The organism is Pedobacter aquatilis, from assembly GCF_030409415.1.
Classification (GTDB): domain Bacteria; phylum Bacteroidota; class Bacteroidia; order Sphingobacteriales; family Sphingobacteriaceae; genus Pedobacter; species Pedobacter aquatilis.
Genome location: NZ_JAUFPW010000036.1, coordinates 337,669 through 356,080 on the forward strand (window position 1 = coordinate 337,669; position 18,412 = coordinate 356,080).

An 18,412-nucleotide genomic window follows, 5' to 3' on the forward strand; every position below is an offset into this window, starting at 1 on the left:
CTTATTTTAATATTTGGTATAATTCTATATAATTTTTTGCTGCTTTATCCCAAGAATGGTCAATCTTCATCATCGTTTTCCTAACAGCTTTAAACGCTTTTTTATCATTAAATAATTCTACTGCTCGATTTATTGCATGGGTAACATCCCAGATGCTTGTTTGATCGTGGCATAAACCAAAACCACCATCTCCAATATCAATTACGGTATCTCTTAAACCACCTACTCTACGTACAATTGGCACAGTGCCATAACGCAATGCATAAAGTTGATTTAAACCGCAAGGCTCTACCCTCGAAGGCATTAAAAGGAAATCTGCTCCTGCATAAATCTCGTGCGAAACTTGTTCGTTGTAACCAATATATGCGTTGTACTTTCCTTCATAAATATCTTTAAGTTGATTCAATCTCCCTTCCACCCAGCTATCACCAGAACCTAAAACCAATACGTTGATGTTATCACCATGCTGTTGCAAAGCTGTGTAAAAAATATCAGGAAGCAAATCAGCACCTTTCTCATCAACTAATCTACCAATAAAAGTAAAAAGTGGCTTAGAAGAATCTAGTTGAAAAACATCGCAAAGCGCCTTTTTGTTTGCTGCTTTTCCAGCTTCGACTGTTTTTAAATTGTAACTTTTACCAAGCATTGGGTCGGTTTCTGGGTTCCAAACTTCACTATCAATTCCATTTAAAATTCCGCTCGATTTCCATCTTTCTTGCCTTAACAAGCTTTCCAATCCACGTGCATTATCCATCATTTCATCTAAATAACTCGGTGAAACCGTGGTTACCCGCCATGCACATTTTATGGCAGCGGCTAATGGATTAATAGCATCTTCCCAACCTAATAAACCGCCCTTCCACAAATCGAAAGCGGGTAGATAGTATAATTTATCCCAGCCAAACTGCCCCTGATATTGGGCATTATGAATGGTTAAAACAGTAGGAACTTTGCTAATATTCTGATATTTTAAGCAATTAGCGACCATAAATGGAATTAAACCAGTATGATGATCGTGGCAGTGAATAATATCTGGGCGATGTTCCCATTGCGTAATCCAATCTAAAGTAGCAATCTGAAAAGCAACAAAACGTTCTGTATCATCATGATAGCCATAAACATTTGGTCTATCGGTTAAACCTTGGATATGAATAATGTATAAATCGAAGCCTAATTTATTAGTCTTTTCCCTAAATACTCTATATTGAAAATGATGATTGCCGTAGTTTGACCAGGCATCGTAAGCCACTTCAAACTCGCTTTCGCGGATAAATTTTGTATCATAAGCAGGCACAACCACTTTGGCAATGTGGCCTATTCTGTTTTGATATTTTGGTAAAGCCCCAACCACATCAGCTAATCCGCCAACTTTTGCAGCAGGGTAACACTCGGCGCTTATATGTATAATTTCCATCAAATATTTGGTGTAGATAACTCTGTTAAGTTAGTAATTGTTTTCTTATTTAGAAATAAAGCGAGCTTTTTAATAAGAAAAAAAATCAATCAAATCAGGATCAAATAATTGTATGATTTAAGGATTCATCTATTTTTTATATTTTCGAACGGAAAAGGTATAATTATGGAAAAACGTAAGGTTTTGATAACCGGGGCAAGCAGAGGAATTGGATTAGCTATTGCCAAAAAATTGCATGGCAAGTATGATTTAATTTTACACGCCACAACTGAGCAAAGTTTTACCGAAATCTTACCAAACAGCAGCTTACTCTGCGCCGATTTTTCTAAACCCGATGAAGTAAATAATTTCTGCAAAACCTTAAAAAAACTTCATGGGAAAGAATTATATGCAGTTATAAATAATGCAGGTGTAACTTTCGATAAATCTTTAATCTTCCAACCTGAAGAAGAAATTGATAAAATGATACAGGTTAATTTGAAAACGCCAATATTGATTTGCAAAACGGCTATGAAAATTTTCGGATTGAATAAAAGCGGTGTAATTATAAACGTTAGTTCTTGTGTTGGCGAAAGTGGTAATGCATTCCAATCTATTTATGCAGCAACAAAGGCAGGTTTAATTGCTTTTTCTAAATCAATAGCTAAAGAAATTGGACTGTTAAATCAGGAACACAATATTCGGGTTCTGAGTATTTCTCCAGGTTTTATAGAATCAGATATGACAGATAAAATTCCGAATGCTGAAAAGGCAAATTACTTAAAGATGGTTCCATCTGGTCGTTTTGGTAAAGCCGATGAAATTGCCTCGGCAGTATCGTTTTTAATATCTGATGAGGCTTCATACATCAATGGTTCGAATATTCAAATTAATGGTGGGATATTATAATGGATAATTTAATTGGCGTTTCACCAGAAAACGTTCTCCTTCACGGACCAAGTAAACAGCTATTACACAAATACCATTGGCACGAACCAACTGTTGGTATTGTTGCCAGTTATACTCCAAATCAGCACGATGTTAAGGATCATTTTGGGTTATTTAGAGGTGTAGACCAAATAGAAGCTTTTGCACAGGCATCAATTGTTTCCTGCGCAGGTTTTTTAGAATACAAAAAACAAAACAACAGCTTCGAAGATGTTAAAAATAAATTTCTACCCGTATTTATTAGCATCGGCAATGTTAATTTCCATCATTATATAGAAGAAGGAGAAACATTTGTAAGCTTAGGAATAATTAAGTTTAATAAATTTAGGCAAATGGTTTGCGATGGGAGAATTTACAAAATCACCACAAAAAGCCTAAATTTAGACGAATATTTTGCTGATTTTAACGAAGATAAATTATTAAAATACGAACTTAGCGAGGACTTTAAACTTGTTGCTGAATTATTTGATGTAACCGGTAGAGCGATAAAAAAAGAAAAAATTAATCAAGAAATTAAAAATGGATAGACAAGAAATAATTGCCGATATAGTTGAAATATTAAAAACTGTTAGAACGATAGAGCCAGAAAAACTAAATAACATTACCGAAGAAACCGACTTTATTGCAGATTTGAATACGCCATCTACAGAAATGATAAACATCGCTGCAAAGGTTGAACAAAAATTTGACATTGAATTCGAAGATGATGACATAGACGATTTAGGTTCAAAAGTTAAAGATATTGTGGATTTAATCATTGCTACCAAGGAAAAAGCCTAATGCAAAATGCGCTCAAAAAAGTTGCCGTAGTTGGTATGGCTGGAGTTTTTCCAACCTGTACCGATTTAAATGATTTCAGGGATAAACTATTTGCCAATAAAAGTTTAATCAGAGAGTGGGAAAAAGCCACTATTCATGGTAAAAACATTCGCTCTACGGTTGCAGGTTTCGTAACTGAAGATGAAATGAATCTTGAAATTGTTCCATCTTCCATTATGGAAAACTATCCGGAAACTTATATTGATAAGCTTAACCGAATATCAGCCAATAATCTTGCAACTGCTGATGTTGGCAGCATTTGGGCCATGCTTAGTTCGCTCGATGCGATAAAAATGGCAGGCTGGACTGATAAAGAAACACAATCGGAAGAAACTGGAGTAGTTATTGGTTCGGGCGGTGCAGGGCATGAAATATTAAGATCGGCATGGCACAACTTTTTTGAGCTAAAAAAGAAATCCAGATTAGCTGGTTCGCATAATGTAGATAGAGCAATGGTTTATCGTGATGCGGCAAACGTATCCTGCCTGATAAAAAACAAAGGGGTTTGCGAATCAATAGGTTCTGCCTGCGCAACCGGTTTGGGAAACATTGGTTATGCCTATCGCTTAATAAAATTTGGCTTACAAGACAGAGTTATTGCTGGCGGCGTAGAAGGCACTTCATTCGAAACATTTTTAGGCTTCGATTCGATGCAGGTTTTAAGCAAGGGTTTTAGTCCTGATAAAAGTTCGAGACCTTTTGATGTTAATAGAAATGGCTTTGTATGCGCATTTGGCGGTGGTGTTGTCGCCTTAGAAGATTATGATTTGGCAAAGGCTCGTGGCGCAAAAATACTAGCCGTAATTGATGAATATTTCAACAATTCTGATGGCGATGGTGATATGTTTGCACCTTCATTTTCTGGTCAACAACGCTTATGGAAAGGTTTGCTAAAAAACACATCGAAAAAACCTGATGTTGTAAAAGTACACGGAACCTCCACTCCTGCCGGAGATGCAATTGAGCTTTTAAGTGTAGTGGATGCTTTGGGTGATAGTGGCTATCATATTTCGGCACCCAAATCTCAATTCGGGCATATGCTTGGTGCAGCCGGATCTGTCGAATTTATTGCTTCTGTTTTGATGTTAGAAAACCAAACCGTATTGCCTTGCTTAAATTCTGATGAGCTAAACCAAAATCCAGAAGTTTTTCAAGTTAATGAAAATTGGGCTGGACCAAAACAACCTTTGGCAGCTTTCAGGGATTTAATCCCTCAGCAAAGCTTTAAAAAAGAAATAAATACGATTACTTGCCTTAACTATGGCTTTGGAGGCACAAACAGTGCCATAATGATTTCAAAAGATAACTAAATGCTCAATAACGAAAATAAAGTTGCCTTAATTTATGGCGTTCGGAACGAAAGTTCGATTGCCTGGAGCATTGCCTTAAAACTGCATCAATCGGGCTGCAAAGTAGCCTTAAGTTACCTGGACGATACGAAAGATGAAGTGTTATACTTAATGGAAAAAGCAGGGATGGACAATTCTTTGTCGATGTTTGTTGATGTTCGCGTGGAAGATCAGGTTTCAGCATTTACCAAAGGTATAGCAGAAAAATTTGGCGAAATCCATTACATATTACACGGCGTGGCTTATGGTAGTCAGCAGGTTATGTGCTACAGTTTACCAAACAGCAATGAACCCGCACCAAGTTATTTAGATATCCCATTTGATGAATTAATGGATGCCTTTAACATTAGTGCGTATTCATTATTGAGAATTTGCCGGGTTGCAGAGCCATTTCTGGCGAAAAATGCATCAATATTAACACTTACTTATAATGCCTCGCAAAGAGTTTTCCCGGGTTATGCAGGCATGGGCATAAATAAAGCTGCGCTTGAAAATATAATGATTTACCTGGCCAATGTTTTACGTGATAAGCAAATCAGGGTAAATGCAATTTCTGCTGGATTGGTTATGACAACCTCAGCTGGTGGAATAAATGGGGTTCGGAAATTACGCAAGATGGGCAAAATTACTGCTCCACTTGGCAATATCACCTCAAACGATGTTGGCGATGCAGCTTTATATTATTTTTCTGATTTATCTAAGAAAGTAACCGGAAACATCCATTATGTTGATGGTGGCTTTAATATTATGGGTGTTTCTGTTGATGAAGAATAAAGTCGGAAATATTGATATTGAAACTAGTACACAGTTTTATGTTGGTAACGATATTGTTTTCCTGCCCGATTTCGAGAAAACATTTTCAGAATTATTCAAAAAGAAGGTTTATACTGAAAACGAAATAAGTTATTGTAATCAGTTTGATAATTCTTTTTTGAGATATGCCTCTACCTGGGCAGCAAAAGAAGCAGTTTATAAAGCCGTTAAACAAAATAGTACTGAGCCATTACCTTTCAACACCATTGAGATTAGCCGAAATAAAGTTGCAGGTAAGCCAATTGCCCATTTATTAAAGTGGCTAAATCAACCCAACATCAGTTTAAGCATTTCTCACGATGGGGATTACGTTTGGGCAATTGCAATCATCAGCATTAATTAATGATTACGCAGCAACATTTTGACCATGAACTGGCACATCTAAACTACTACAAGTTTGGATCGGGAACTAAAGTAATGCTTTGTTTTCATGGATATGGCATGCATGGCAAGCAGTTTAAAATGCTTGAAGAAAATTTGGGGAGCGAATACACTTTCTATGGTTTGGATTTATTTTTCCATAAAGAAACCCGTTTAAAAAGCAATGACTTAGCATCAATTAAAAAAGGCATAAGCAAAGCAATGTTGGCAAAATTTATATCCGATTTCTGCAAAAATCAGCAAATCGATAAGTTTTCAGTAATTGGTTATTCGATGGGTACACATTATGCCGTTGCCCTTACTGAAATTCTATATAATCGAATTGATAATTTTATTATTATTGCGCCTGCTGCATTAAAACCTGGTAAATTAGTTGAATTTTTCTCCAAAAATAAAATCGGAAATAAAATTCTGGAAAAACTGATACTTTCTGAAAAAGCGTTGATTAATCTGTTAAAACTTAGCAAACGATTTAATTTTGTGGATGATGTTGGCTATAACATTCTGCTTAAAGAAATCAATACGCCAGATTTAAGGTTAAGTTTATATGCAAGTTTTACGTATTTACGGTTTTTAGATACAGATAAAAATCAATTATTGCAGGTGTTAAAGTCATATCCAATCAATGCTATTTTTATATCAGGTAGCAGAGATAAAATGTACCCACCTGCAATAGCGCAAATATTTTGTAAAGATTTACCGAATGCGCAATTGATAGTTTTAAACGAAAACCACGAAATGCTGAACCAATCTTTTGTAGAAGAATTAACTAAACGATTATTATGATAAAGGATAAACCGCTTCCAGATGCTTTTTTACGATTTGGCGGGCAATTGCTTTCCTGGTTTATAAGCAGAAAATTCAAGAAAATAGTACTTGATGGGATAGAAATCAAGCCAAATAACTCCTATCTTTTAATGTGCAATCATTTCAGTTTTTGGGATGGATTATTAGCTTGCTTTATTGTCGTTAATGCTATTGACAAAAAACAGCGGTTAAAAGCCATGAAAATAATGGTTTTGGAGAAACAGATGCAAATGAATAAATGGTTGAAATATATTGGTTGTTTTTCAATTGCGCCGAAAAGCATTAAGGCTAAAGAAAGTTTAGATTATGCCGTTGATGTTTTAAACGAACCTGGTAATGTTTTAATCATTTTTCCGCAGGGAAATTTAGAATCGATGTTTATCAGGTATATTAAGTTTAAGGATGGAATAAATTCAATCATTCCGAAGGTAAAATCAAATTGCCAGTTAATCTGGAGTTCTAACTTTATTGAGTTTTTTGAAGGCTTAAAACCCAGAGTTTATTTCAACCTAATGGATGCAGGCACGAACCACGATTTCGATTTTGAACAGTTTAAAAAAGAAGTGAATTTACATCATCTGGCATCGATGAAAAAGAATTTCAGGTTTACAGAAGAGCCATAAAAATAAAAGCCGCAAGTAAACCCGCGGCTTTAACAACAAAATGAATATGAAATTCCATCTGATTAGTATTCTTCAGCAATAATTTCGTAGAAATCTCTAATCGGCTGAAACTGCGGATGCAATGACACAACATCTCCGAAAACCAATAATGCTGGTGCAGTTATTTTTTTATCTTCTACAACCTCTGCAATCGTTTCTACAATGCCAACCGCAATTTTCTCTTGAGTTGTAGAACCATTTTGAATCACTGCAACAGGCAGTAGTCCTTTGTTTTCAGCCTGAAAAATAGCAGCGATTTCTTTTACCTTTTCAATTCCATTTAAAACAACAATTGTTGCTTTGGTTTTAGCGGCAATGTATAAATCTTCAGAAATTTCTCCTTTCGAATTTGTACCAGTTACTGCCCAAAAACTTTCGCTCAAGTCTTTGTATATCATTGGGATTTTCTGCAAACTTGGCGCACCTGTAGCGCTTGAAATACCTGGAATAATTTCTGTTGGGATGCTGTAGGATTCAGCTACATCAATTTCTTCGTAACCTTTGGCAAAGAAAAACGGGTCGCCACTTTTTAAACGAACAACATGACCATAGTTTAAGGCATAATCAATAATTAACTTATTTACTGCATCCTGAGAGAAATCTTCATCATCGCTACGTTTGCCAACATAAACCTTCGGAATGCCTTCGGGAGCATAACAAAGTAAAGCTTCGTTCACATTTGCATCGTATAAAACAACATCAGCGGTTTTTAATGCTTTAACACCTTTTAAACTAAATAAATCCGGGTCGCCAGGACCAGCACCTATTAATGTGATTTTTGGTTCAATGTTCGCTTTTTCTACTTTACTTAAAATCATAGCAACAATAATTAGCTCGTGATAATTCCTATTAATTATACAAATATATAAAGTCTATAGAAATTGTAGTAATTTATTTTAAAATAATTCCACTACTTGGTTAAACGTCATTGCGAGGCACGAAGCAATCTCTTGTATATAAGAATGCTTCCTGTCTCGCAATGACGACATGAATAAAAACTATAAACTACTTACAAGGCGCTTCCTCAAAGGTAAATTTTCCCCTTTCGAAATTAATTGGTTTGCCTTTTACAAAATAAGAGCGACCTAAAGTGGTTTCAATCTGCCCTACTCCCATAACCAATTTCCCATCTTTTTTAAGAAAAGCTAAAGGATTGGTAAATGTTTTGGTTGAATCTTTGCCGGTGTTAAAACGATAATCAACTAAAAGAGTATCACCATTAAACTTACCATCAAGCTGACCGTTATTATGTGGTTTTTCAGCGTATTTTACCAACAATGCACCCGTAATTTTTCCAGATGACATTGTTTTTATAATCATTGATGCACTATCTTTTTCGAAAGCAGCAGCATAACAGGTTTCACTTAGAACAGAATCTTTTTTTGCCTCAGCTTTTTTTTCTGATTGATTACAGGCAAACACAAACGGAATTGCCGCAAGTGCTAGATAAAGGATGTTTTTATTCATATTAAAGATTTTAAGTTTGAGGATATTACCTAAATATAAATTAAGGATGAAATGTTTGTTTAAATTCCACAATTTAATCTTTACAGTAAAATATTATTTTCTGGAACGATCGCAGGTGGCAAATCAATTTCATTGAGCATATCCCGCATATCAATTTCGATAGTCCTAGATATGTTTGTTATTGGCACATCATTCGCACTGCCTTCAAACGGATTTGTAGAACTATCGCCCACAACATCTAATGTATTAAAAACCCATGTCAAAAGTATCGCAAATGGAATATTTAACCATATAGAGAATCCTTCTATTACTGTTCCAATACCTAACTTGTTAAAATCGTTTAATAGGCCGTAAGGCACAAGAAAAACGAAAAGATTTAACATTATATTGGCAATTGAAGAGAAATGCCGTGGGTATGGAAAATTTTTAATCCGCTCTGTCTTACCTTGATTATCGTAAAAATTAGTTATTCCAGCCTGTAAAGATTGAAGTTGTAAATCAGTAAAAACTTTTTCAGCCGCCAATTTATTAATGTGACTAGATTGTAAAGCCATTATCTGCGTTGCTCTATTTTTTTTGGTTAAAACATACTTCAATTCTTCATCAGATAGATAATTTGTTAATACTTCTTCAAGCTTATCCGTTCTTTCTGCAATGTGATAGTTTTTCGCATATTCTAAATTTCTGGGGTCATCCATGTTTTCCCAAACACGAGGCTCTCTAAGTTGAAAACGTAGAGCTGTTAACCAGGCAAAGTGGCGGTAAAAAATTATCTGCACATCTTGCTTTTTATCTTTTGATGATAAAAAATCTCTAACCATTACAGCAAAAGAGCGACTTGCATTTATAATGCCGCCATAAATTTGGCGTGCTTCCCAAAGCCTTGCATAACTTGCATTATTTTTAAATCCGATTATAAAGGAAACAGCAGTTCCTAATAGAGCTACCGGAACCCAGGAAATTGATAGAAATGTAAAACCACAAAAATGATAAAGAACAGTTGGTATAATAGCCAAAATACTTAGCCTTAAAATATCCCTACGTGTCCAAAGGATAAATTCTTTTAAAGAATATTTCTTTCCAGCGTGCATGAGATTAAAATTTTATTTAGGGATGTTCTCTGAGGGTTGGCGAAGGTATAAAAATTTGAGAGTAAGTACCAAAATCACTATTGATTTTATTAATCAGAAAAAATATTTTCTTAACAAGATATATAATTATCTACTCTATACTAAATTATTACTCATTACAAAATGTACCAACTCCGCAGAGGTTTTGGTATTGGTTTTTGTACGTAAATTTTTCTTGTGGTTTTCTACCGTTGAGTACGATATATTTAACTCATCAGCAATTTTCGGACTGTTAAAACCTCTTAACATTAAATTTAGCAATTGCTTTTCCCGTTTGGTGATGCTTGGTAAATTCACATTTTTTAGCGTCACAATATCGCCCATGGCCAAATGGTAATATTCTGTTTTACCATCTATCACATTAACCAATGTCATTAAAATCGGTCTTTCATTAAAATTAAAATGTGTTAAATCAGTAACCATCATTAAGCCACAAGTGGTTAAATTTTGGCTGTTTACATACAAACCGGGCATTTGTATCAGCACCCAACGGTAAGCTTTTTGGGCGTTTAACATTCTGGCGTATATGTTAATGCGAATGTTATCTTGTTTCTCTGTTGGCAATTCGATAATCCTATCCATGGCATATTGTATGGCCGAAAGCACATAAAAACTATCATCAGGATGAATATTTTCTACAAAAAAGAAGGCCGATTTATTTTCCCAATCGGCTTTGCTAAACGGACTAAGCTCGCCAATGTTTTGGCTGGCCACTGTAATTAGCATGTTTGCATTGTCGCCAATAAACCAATAATACGGACCGATGGCAAAATTATGCGCTTCTTTTATCTGTGTTTCGAAAAACGCTTCGTAATTAATAATACCTAATTCCTTGTCAGATTTGGCATTATTAGTAAACTGTTCTGTAGTTAATGGTTGTAAAATTTTCATAGCGTAGGTTAGATTTAACTAATATAATCTTTTACATCATCAATTAAAAATGATAGATATCTACTATTTTTTGAGCGTTTGTTAAACATTAAATTTGAGTTATTATATCACCAAGAAAGCCATTTGATAGAATTAATGGAACATTTTATCATCCCAAGAGATAAAATAATTTTACTTACAGGTAAACCTTTACACATAATTCATCTATTCTTTTTCCAGGTAATTAAAAAAAGTAACATCATTTAAAATAAAACTAACCTCATGAAAAATAACCGTCGATCAGAATTTAATAAATCCTACATATTGATTACTGCTTTTTTATTTTATATAAACATCGGCTTTGCCCAAAATACCGAAGAAGCTAACAACTTTATAAGAGGCAACAAACTAATTTTTACCGACAACTTTAGCAAGGATGCCATAGGCGATTTTCCTGCCAGATGGAGTAGTACACAAGGTGGAGAAATAAATAATATTGATGGTTTTGAAGAAAAATTTTTAAAAGTACCCGGAGGAAGTATCATTAACCTTTTATTAACTAAACCGCTTCCGCAAGATTTCACTTTAGATTACGACATTGTTTTGCCTGCTGATGAAAGAACTGTTGTGCCAACAATCTGCTTTGGTGCAAAGCTAGAAAAGCTCGATATTATTATAACTCGTAGAAATGGATTACAGTTTTCCCTAATTCGTAGTGACAGAAAGGGTTATGGTAACAAATTATTGTATGGCAATTACAGTACAAGTACAACGCTAAACAAAATAGATTATACACCCGAAATCAACAAAAAAATACACATCGGTTTTATGATTAACGGTACTCGCCTACGCCTATTTATTGATGGTGTAAAAATGCTCGATTTACCTACGCAATTTTTAAACAGTTACCGCAAAAATATTTATTTAAATAGCCCAACTAATGGTTGGCAAGAAACCAAAACCAGTTATTTCTACGTCAGTAATTTTACACTTGCCGAAACCGGTAAAGATGCTCGTAGTAAAGTTGTTAAAGATTTATTTGAAATGGGCAGAGCAAGTACAACTGCTATAAAATTTAAAGTAAACAGCGATGCCTTACTACCAGAAAGTAATGCTATAATTAACGAGCTTGTTGTGGCTATGAAAGCAAATGCAAGTGCAAAAGTTAAAATTATTGGTCACACAGATAGCGATGGCGATGATGCTAAAAACATGGCTTTAAGTTTAAAAAGAGCCAATGCCGTAAAAGCTAAAATGATGAGTTTGGGTATTGAAAGCACTCGCTTAACTACCGAAGGTTTAGGCGAAAGTAAACCAGCTGCCGACAATTCATCTGCCGAAGGTAAAGCAAAAAACCGACGGGTAGAGTTTATAAAAATGTAAGTAGTTGCCAGTTTTCTGCCAGTAGACGGGCAGAAATTCAAAGGTTTAAAAGCGAAATACTTAAATCAACCAAGTTTATACATGCAAAAAATCTAAAATCGTATCCCGATAGCTATCAGGACTAAAATCTAAAATTAAAATGATGAACCGACTATTTCTATTACTGATGATTGCACTTAGCAGTTGCACCGTATTAAAAAACGGCACCTCTTACTTAGGTGAGGATAGAATTTTCGGCAAGCATTTTAACCGAACCTTTAAAACCGAATACAAAGAAGTTGATTACAGGGCATCGGCGGTTGAGTTGGGTATTGCCATAAAACCACACAAAGATGGAAGAATTAAAGGCATCAGAATTAAAAACCCGACAAAAGGTTACGTTCGCCTTTCTATTTGGGATGCCGATACGCGTGAGCTCATACAAAGCACAAATGTAAACATTAGCGACACGGTGGATTATAACTTTTTTTATATCCAAATGCCTTTAATAGCCAATAAAACCTATACAATTTCTATCAACGTACTAAAATATTACTACTACAAATTGCCATTTAACCCATTGCCTTTACATAGTAATGATGTGAGTTTGCTGTACAGCGTTTATGAAGAAACGCCATATCAGCGGTTTCCCGGGCAAAATGTAGCATCGGTTTACCACGGCATAATTGATATAGATGCAGAGTTTAAAATAGATTAACCAAAAACATCATCAACCTAAAAAATATAAAACAATGAAAAAGCTCATTTTCCTATTACTGATTTTCCCAACAATTGTATTTGCACAAGTAAGGCCCGGATTGTATAAATTCCAACTAATTCCTGGGAACCTAAAAATGGAACTCAACAACAGTAATTTTATAAGGGTTGCAGACGATTGTAGAGATAGAACTCCAAACTGTGGCAAACAGGTGTGGCAAATTGTAACTACAAGTATTAATGCTACTACGTTTAAAATAATTTTAACGGGCAGTGGTAAGTACCTTACATGGGACGACCCGAACGAAAACGCAATTAAGCTACAGTTATCGTTACAGCCACGATACCCAAGGCTGAAGGAAAAATATCAGTTATTTAATTTCATTATTAATGATAAAGGAAGTTATCAAATTCAACCAGCATTTGATGATGCTACACCTAACAATTTCTTTTTAAGTGCGACAGTACATCCTGGTGCATACAATGCTGTAGGATTATTTAAAAAAGGTGAAACCGAGTTTAGAAACGTACAAGACGCTTGGATTTTTACGCCACCTATTACACCGTTAGCTCCACAAGCTAGCCCATCAGTTGTTGTAGAGCCACCTTCAGATAATAAACTAGAAGTTGATTTTAAAACAGGTGCCGATAATTTGGAAATGAAACCTTTTCAGGATAATGTAGAAATACATGTGGTTTTAAAAAACAGAGCCGATGCCATTTTACAAAACGCCAATAAAGACCAAAACTGGCCAAACAATTCTATCAAACGAGTTACCGTACCATTACCTGCCGATATTACCGTTGATGATATTAAAGAATTGCATGTTTACAGAAATAGAAAGCTGGGTGGTACACCAACTACAACCGTTTTTAACATCGCCGAAAAAGACAATTGGAATGTTGATAAAATCACATCTACAGCAAGAATAAAAGTTAATGGCGTGCTAAAAATGTATCGCTTTGCAGATTTTATAAGCTCAACAGGCTCAAACCCAATGTTTAGGTTTGTTTACGAAGGTGGTAATGGCAGGAACGAAGGACAGGTTTTTAAGGGTTTTTTAAGTAATGTAGGCAATGGCACGAGTACCAGCAACTCACCCAATGTTGTAAATGCCCCGCCAAAAATAAAAATAGAAACCTTAACCGGAGGCGATGATTTACGTGGTGGCAATGATAATGTAAATCTAATGATTAGATTAAATACAACTCCTGCAAGAACAATTACCGTAAGCAACCTTAATAACCGTGAAAAGTGGGATAATTTTACAGAACATATCGTAACTAAATCTATAACCGCTCCTGCTTTTACTTTTGATGATATTAAAGAAATTGCACTTAGACACACTGGCGGAGGTGGCATTGGCGCCGATAATTGGTATTTAGATAAACTAAAAATTACACTAACCATTGCCGGCGAAACAAGAGTTTTGGTTGACCAAGTTGGTGCGCCAATACATTACTTTACCGGAGAACTTCGCTCAAAAACACTTCAAATTTTAAGATAATAAGCTATGAAACCATCATGATTTTTTCAAATCACAAAGTGGAATGAATAAATCTGATAGCTTCATCAACATTAAAAAACAAATTATATACAGATGAAAAATATTGTGATAACAATTGCACTTGTAACAAGTATGGTTTTAAGTGCAAATGCCCAAAAAGGCAAAATACAAACTGGTGTAATGGCAAATCCAAATTCGGCTGTTGTTAAAGCATTACCAGATTTAACTTTCGATTTGATACCTGTGGTACTTGCTGGTGGCGACCCATTGGAGCGAGTTTTGGGAACCAAAGCCACCGTAAAAATGGACATCAATTTTATTGTAAAAAATATTGGCGTGGTTAACTCAAAACCTACTAAAGTTTATGCCACTTACAGCTTTTTAGGTACACAAAGAGTAGGTACAGAAATGGTGCAAACCATGAGGCACTTCAATTCTGCAGAGTTACCTATACCAGCAATTAAAAGCAGAAAAGACGAGTTATTTAAACTTACATTCTATTTTGAAAACACACCAGAACAAGCTTTTGGCAAAGACATTAAAGTTGGTTTAACCATTGTAACTACTGGTGCGGGTAGTCAGCCAGAACTTTCTTTAAAAAACAACCAATCTGAAGAGGTAACCATTTACAAGAGCGTTCAATAATTATTAAACTGTAGTATATGGCTAAAAATCAACATTTTTAAAATTCACTATTATGAAAACTTTAAAATTATCAGCGCTGATTATTCTATTTGGATGGGCTACAGTAACTATGGCGCAAGAAAAAAAGAAACCAGATGTAGTAATATTTGATACACCTTGTCCGCTTCCAGAGTTTAAAAAAGGACAAACTTCTGCCCAAGTGAACGAAGAGACGAGAAAGTATGTAGAATGCAAAAAACAACGAGAAGCGAGGCTAAAAGAGCGTGCCCAAGAAGCCGAAAAAATACGACAAGAAAGATTGCAGCAGCAAGAAGAACAAAGAAAGCAAAATGAGAGGAATAAGCAAATTGACCAAGAAAAAAGAACAGAAGAAAGACGTAGAGAAACTGTACGTAGAGAAGATGATCGACAACGAAATGCATTAAATGCGCAAATAGATAAAGAAAAGCGAGCAGAAGAAAGACGCAGACAACGAGATGCAAACATTAACAGACAGCTGCAAAGAGAAGCATCGCCACAAAGGAACGACCCCCAAAAGGCAGCTGCACAAAGCGCTAGAGAAGAAAGACAAAGATGAGCTCGCGAACGTGCTGCCGAAGAAAGAAGAAAAAAAAGAGAAGCTGAAGGAAATTAGTTAGTCATTTAGTAATTTATGCTTTTAAAGAATAAGTACCGCTTTACTGCTTACGTTAAAATAGGTTCAGCACATAAACATTGTATTTCTTATACAGATATAACATGGGATGTTGAGATGAAAACTGCCGATTAAGTAAAAATGGATTTGCCCTATGATGTGCAAACGGGATATAAAGAAAGGACCGTGCCGTATAAATTAGATTTTATACAAGTGGGTCCATTTAGAGGTGAAAATTATTTAGGCCAACCCACAAAACCTGATAATTTTATTGGCCAACCACATACTACATTTATTCAGTTTACTACCAGAATAACTAATCCTTAAAACAACGATATAAAATTGGGCAGTAACAATTTGTCTTTTATGTTTTTAAATAAAATTATGATTTTAGGCATAAAAAAATCCGCGAGATTATTAAAATTTCGCGGATTCTTTAAAGATTTGTGGAGCCGAAGGGAGTCGAACCCTTGTCCAGTTGTGAGATAACTTATACCTTCTACATGCTTATTTTTCAATTAATTTTCGAGAAATAAACGGGCTGAAAACCGACCTTGTTTAAATCCTTAGATACTTTATCTCACCTTAAGCCATATCTTCTTAAGGCCAGCGCTGTTATTTCGATGCTCCAGATTCTAACCTAACAATGCAGCAGTTAGAGGAACAAAAGCTATGCTAATTCTAAATTAGGCAGCTAAGGCGTAGTTATTTTCGCCAACTATTGTTTTGAACGTTCTCTTTAAAGTGCTCTCCGTACAACGCACTGCATGCTAACATAACCTTCGCCACCCTGTCAAATCCAAGAACGGCCCCATTTTCGTTTTACAAATGGCATTGCAAAACAGGACGACAAATATAAGAATATTATCGCTTCTTTTAATGATGAAAACAAAACATTAATGTATTTGAGCATCTAACCTATGCACAAAATCATCAATATCAAAGGGTTTGGGTATAAAATCATCGGCTTTGCATTTACTTTTCATCTCAGCTGACGAAAAGTTAGCCGACATCATCACTATAGGCATGTGTTGCGTTTTTTCGTCTGCCTTGAGTTCACAACATAAATCAATTCCATTTCCATCTGGCAACATAACATCCAGCAAAAACAAATTTGCATTAAATTCAGTCGCTCCGCTTTTAAAGTCGGCTATATTCGCGAAGTATTTAACCTCGTATTCCCCTTCACTAAGTATATATCCAATGATATCCCTGATATCTTCGTTATCTTCTAAAACACAAATTCGCTTTCCCATATTTGATAATTATTTAATTACTAACTAATTAACACTGATAATGTTTTGAATGTTAGTATATAAAACTTAGCAGAGTAGTTTATGTCGCTTAGAAATCAGAATAATCGGTTGGATATAAAAACAGGGTTACATTTTTAGAAACATTGTGTTGATATTGCGGCAAGCCACTAATTTTTTTATATTCAGGCCCAAACGCGGCCCAGTGATTATCTCTATCTGCCTTATTATTAAAGGTTGTTAGGTACATTAAATTTGGCATTTTACTACCAGAAATAACCTGACCATAAAACACAGCATTAAAATTCAGCTTTGTAAAAATATCTACTTCCGCATCGTTAAACATGCCAATTTTGTTCAAAGAAAGGTTTTCTGTAGCCGCTTCATAACTCCTCAATTCATATACACGCTCACTTTTTGGAGAAGTTAAACTTGGCAACGCATATTCAGGCATAGCCGAAAAAGCTTTTAGTATTATTGATTCAACTCTGGTATACGGTGCTTCGTTATAGGTAGCATTTAAATAATTTTTTCCAGCTTCGATGTATTGTTTATCCTTAATAACAAGCTCATTAATTTTATCTAAATCAGCAAGCTTTTTAAATGGAATAAAAACATAAATCAGTTTTTCTGAGGTATCTTGAGCAATCGGTTTAAAAACACCAATATCCTTCACGCCTGCCCTGTGAGAAGCCGGAATGAAAGCGTTTTTCAAATATTCATCTAAAGTAGCTTCTTGTACTTTTGTCTTCAAATGATAAACTTTGATTTGGTAATAATAGGATGTTTTCACAGCAAATGCAGTTGCCGAAAAAGCAATTAAAGTAATCGCTAAAAAAAGTAATTTGGTTAGGAAAGATTTCACAATATATTGGTTTTAGATTGAACTAACTATTCACGCCCATCGCGTATAAAATAATATTAACACCAAATTTAGTATTATCCTCGGCTAAAAAGCGTTTATTTCGAAAATCGTAATCCCATTCGCAACCATAATCTTTATTGCTATATAAAACACCAATTCGGTTGTTTATGGTAATGGCTTTTAAATAATCATGTACCAAATCATCGCCCCAACCATTTAACTCAAAAGAAGTAGTTGGCGGACCTTTTTCAAACTTGAAAAATGAATTGTAAATCGGATGGTTGTTTGCGATTTTTTTCAATGCTGATGCGCCGAATAAGTTGCTCATTTGTGTTTCAAAAGACCGGGCAAACAAGCCATCAATGTCATGGTTGCAATCATCTACAAAAACGAAACCACCATTTTTAACATAAGCCTTAAAGTTTGCTGCTTCTTGCTGATTAAATTGAACCAATTTATGCCCGCTCATATAGCAAAATGGATATTTGAATAAATCCATACTACTTAATTCTACTATTTTTTCTTCTTCTTCAAGCGGAATGGTGGTGTATTCCAACAATGAATTTAAGATATTGGATGGCATTCGCTGGTCGGTATCCCAATCGCCGGAAGTGTATTTTAATCTCGCAAATGTGAATTTGGTTCTTTGCATCGCCCTAAATTAGCTTCAATTTTCGTTAATTCTGGTTTTTGAGTTGATAATCTTGTAAATTTTTTGATATTCTTTTACTGTGGATTAAAATTTTGCCTCATAATGCCCTATATTAACAACAAAATTCATACAAACTA

21 protein-coding genes and 1 other RNA gene are annotated in these 18,412 nt (G+C 35.0%); 13 read left to right on the plus strand and 9 right to left on the minus strand.

Going from position 1 to position 18,412, the window contains the following annotated elements; translation table 11 throughout:
• Position 1: 1 nt before the first annotated feature.
• Positions 2-1,414: a glycogen synthase gene (locus tag QWY86_RS19805; RefSeq protein WP_290244701.1), complete on the minus strand. Its 1,413-nt coding sequence runs from the start codon at positions 1,412-1,414 to the stop codon at positions 2-4.
• Between the two features lie 165 nt (positions 1,415-1,579).
• Between QWY86_RS19805 and QWY86_RS19810 the strand changes: the two genes are divergently transcribed.
• Genes QWY86_RS19810 through QWY86_RS19845 form a run of 8 tightly spaced genes read left to right on the plus strand, consistent with a single transcriptional unit; the run spans position 1,580 to position 7,133 of the window.
• A complete protein-coding gene (locus QWY86_RS19810; protein WP_290244703.1) occupies positions 1,580-2,302 on the plus strand; it encodes an SDR family oxidoreductase in 723 nt (240 codons plus the stop codon).
• Entirely contained in the window at positions 2,302-2,868 is a 567-nt protein-coding gene (locus tag QWY86_RS19815) for a hypothetical protein (protein WP_290244705.1), read from the plus strand. The genes QWY86_RS19810 and QWY86_RS19815 overlap by 1 nt, the downstream gene beginning before the upstream one ends.
• The gene (locus QWY86_RS19820; RefSeq protein WP_290244707.1) at positions 2,861-3,121 is read left to right on the plus strand and encodes a phosphopantetheine-binding protein; all 261 of its coding nucleotides are present in this window, start codon (positions 2,861-2,863) and stop codon (positions 3,119-3,121) included. The genes QWY86_RS19815 and QWY86_RS19820 overlap by 8 nt, the downstream gene beginning before the upstream one ends.
• A complete protein-coding gene (locus QWY86_RS19825; RefSeq protein WP_290244709.1) occupies positions 3,121-4,470 on the plus strand; it encodes a beta-ketoacyl-[acyl-carrier-protein] synthase family protein in 1,350 nt (449 codons plus the stop codon). Before QWY86_RS19820 ends, QWY86_RS19825 begins: the two co-directional genes overlap by 1 nt.
• On the plus strand, positions 4,471-5,283 hold the full coding sequence (locus tag QWY86_RS19830) for an enoyl-ACP reductase FabI (protein ID WP_290244711.1): 813 nt from the start codon (positions 4,471-4,473) through the stop codon (positions 5,281-5,283).
• On the plus strand, positions 5,273-5,665 hold the full coding sequence (locus QWY86_RS19835; RefSeq protein WP_290244713.1) for a holo-ACP synthase: 393 nt from the start codon (positions 5,273-5,275) through the stop codon (positions 5,663-5,665). Before QWY86_RS19830 ends, QWY86_RS19835 begins: the two co-directional genes overlap by 11 nt.
• Positions 5,665-6,489 carry an alpha/beta fold hydrolase gene (locus QWY86_RS19840; protein WP_290244715.1) on the plus strand — a complete coding sequence of 275 codons (825 nt, stop codon included), beginning with the start codon at positions 5,665-5,667 and terminating at the stop codon, positions 6,487-6,489. Before QWY86_RS19835 ends, QWY86_RS19840 begins: the two co-directional genes overlap by 1 nt.
• Positions 6,486-7,133: a 1-acyl-sn-glycerol-3-phosphate acyltransferase gene (locus QWY86_RS19845; RefSeq protein WP_290244717.1), complete on the plus strand. Its 648-nt coding sequence runs from the start codon at positions 6,486-6,488 to the stop codon at positions 7,131-7,133. The genes QWY86_RS19840 and QWY86_RS19845 overlap by 4 nt, the downstream gene beginning before the upstream one ends.
• A gap of 62 nt (positions 7,134-7,195) precedes the next feature.
• Here the strand turns inward: QWY86_RS19845 and cobA are convergent, their stop codons facing one another.
• The 4 genes from cobA to QWY86_RS19865 all read right to left on the minus strand — a co-directional run bounded on the left by cobA (position 7,196) and on the right by QWY86_RS19865 (position 10,660).
• Entirely contained in the window at positions 7,196-7,990 is a 795-nt protein-coding gene (gene cobA, locus QWY86_RS19850; RefSeq protein ID WP_290244718.1) for a uroporphyrinogen-III C-methyltransferase, read from the minus strand.
• Positions 7,991-8,177: 187 nt separating this feature from the next.
• The gene (locus QWY86_RS19855) at positions 8,178-8,639 is read right to left on the minus strand and encodes a hypothetical protein (RefSeq protein WP_290244720.1); all 462 of its coding nucleotides are present in this window, start codon (positions 8,637-8,639) and stop codon (positions 8,178-8,180) included.
• 80 nt (positions 8,640-8,719) lie between these two features.
• The gene (locus tag QWY86_RS19860; protein ID WP_290244722.1) at positions 8,720-9,730 is read right to left on the minus strand and encodes a bestrophin family protein; all 1,011 of its coding nucleotides are present in this window, start codon (positions 9,728-9,730) and stop codon (positions 8,720-8,722) included.
• A gap of 135 nt (positions 9,731-9,865) precedes the next feature.
• The gene (locus QWY86_RS19865; protein ID WP_290244724.1) at positions 9,866-10,660 is read right to left on the minus strand and encodes a helix-turn-helix transcriptional regulator; all 795 of its coding nucleotides are present in this window, start codon (positions 10,658-10,660) and stop codon (positions 9,866-9,868) included.
• Positions 10,661-10,921: 261 nt separating this feature from the next.
• Between QWY86_RS19865 and QWY86_RS19870 the strand changes: the two genes are divergently transcribed.
• The 5 genes from QWY86_RS19870 to QWY86_RS19890 all read left to right on the plus strand — a co-directional run bounded on the left by QWY86_RS19870 (position 10,922) and on the right by QWY86_RS19890 (position 15,448).
• A complete protein-coding gene (locus QWY86_RS19870; protein ID WP_290244726.1) occupies positions 10,922-12,022 on the plus strand; it encodes an OmpA family protein in 1,101 nt (366 codons plus the stop codon).
• 139 nt (positions 12,023-12,161) lie between these two features.
• Complete coding sequence (locus QWY86_RS19875; RefSeq protein WP_290244728.1) at positions 12,162-12,719, plus strand: DUF4082 domain-containing protein; 558 nt, start codon at positions 12,162-12,164, stop codon at positions 12,717-12,719.
• 34 nt (positions 12,720-12,753) lie between these two features.
• Positions 12,754-14,226 (plus strand): hypothetical protein, encoded by a 1,473-nt coding sequence (locus tag QWY86_RS19880; RefSeq protein WP_290244729.1) that lies wholly within the window; start codon positions 12,754-12,756, stop codon positions 14,224-14,226.
• Positions 14,227-14,319: 93 nt separating this feature from the next.
• Complete coding sequence (locus tag QWY86_RS19885) at positions 14,320-14,871, plus strand: hypothetical protein (protein WP_290244731.1); 552 nt, start codon at positions 14,320-14,322, stop codon at positions 14,869-14,871.
• 52 nt (positions 14,872-14,923) lie between these two features.
• On the plus strand, positions 14,924-15,448 hold the full coding sequence (locus QWY86_RS19890; RefSeq protein WP_290244732.1) for a hypothetical protein: 525 nt from the start codon (positions 14,924-14,926) through the stop codon (positions 15,446-15,448).
• 501 nt (positions 15,449-15,949) lie between these two features.
• Here the strand turns inward: QWY86_RS19890 and ssrA are convergent.
• The 4 genes from ssrA to QWY86_RS19910 form a co-directional block, all read right to left on the minus strand.
• Positions 15,950-16,318, minus strand: a transfer-messenger RNA (tmRNA) gene (gene ssrA / locus QWY86_RS19895).
• 83 nt (positions 16,319-16,401) lie between these two features.
• Positions 16,402-16,761, minus strand: a complete 360-nt coding sequence (locus QWY86_RS19900; RefSeq protein WP_290244734.1) for a response regulator transcription factor — start codon at positions 16,759-16,761, stop codon at positions 16,402-16,404.
• An 88-nt stretch (positions 16,762-16,849) separates the two neighbouring features.
• Positions 16,850-17,623, minus strand: coding sequence for an NIPSNAP family protein (locus tag QWY86_RS19905; protein WP_290244735.1), 774 nt, complete (start codon positions 17,621-17,623; stop codon positions 16,850-16,852).
• A 22-nt stretch (positions 17,624-17,645) separates the two neighbouring features.
• Entirely contained in the window at positions 17,646-18,275 is a 630-nt protein-coding gene (locus tag QWY86_RS19910; protein ID WP_290244736.1) for a DUF4159 domain-containing protein, read from the minus strand.
• Between the last annotated feature and the right edge of the window lie 137 nt (positions 18,276-18,412).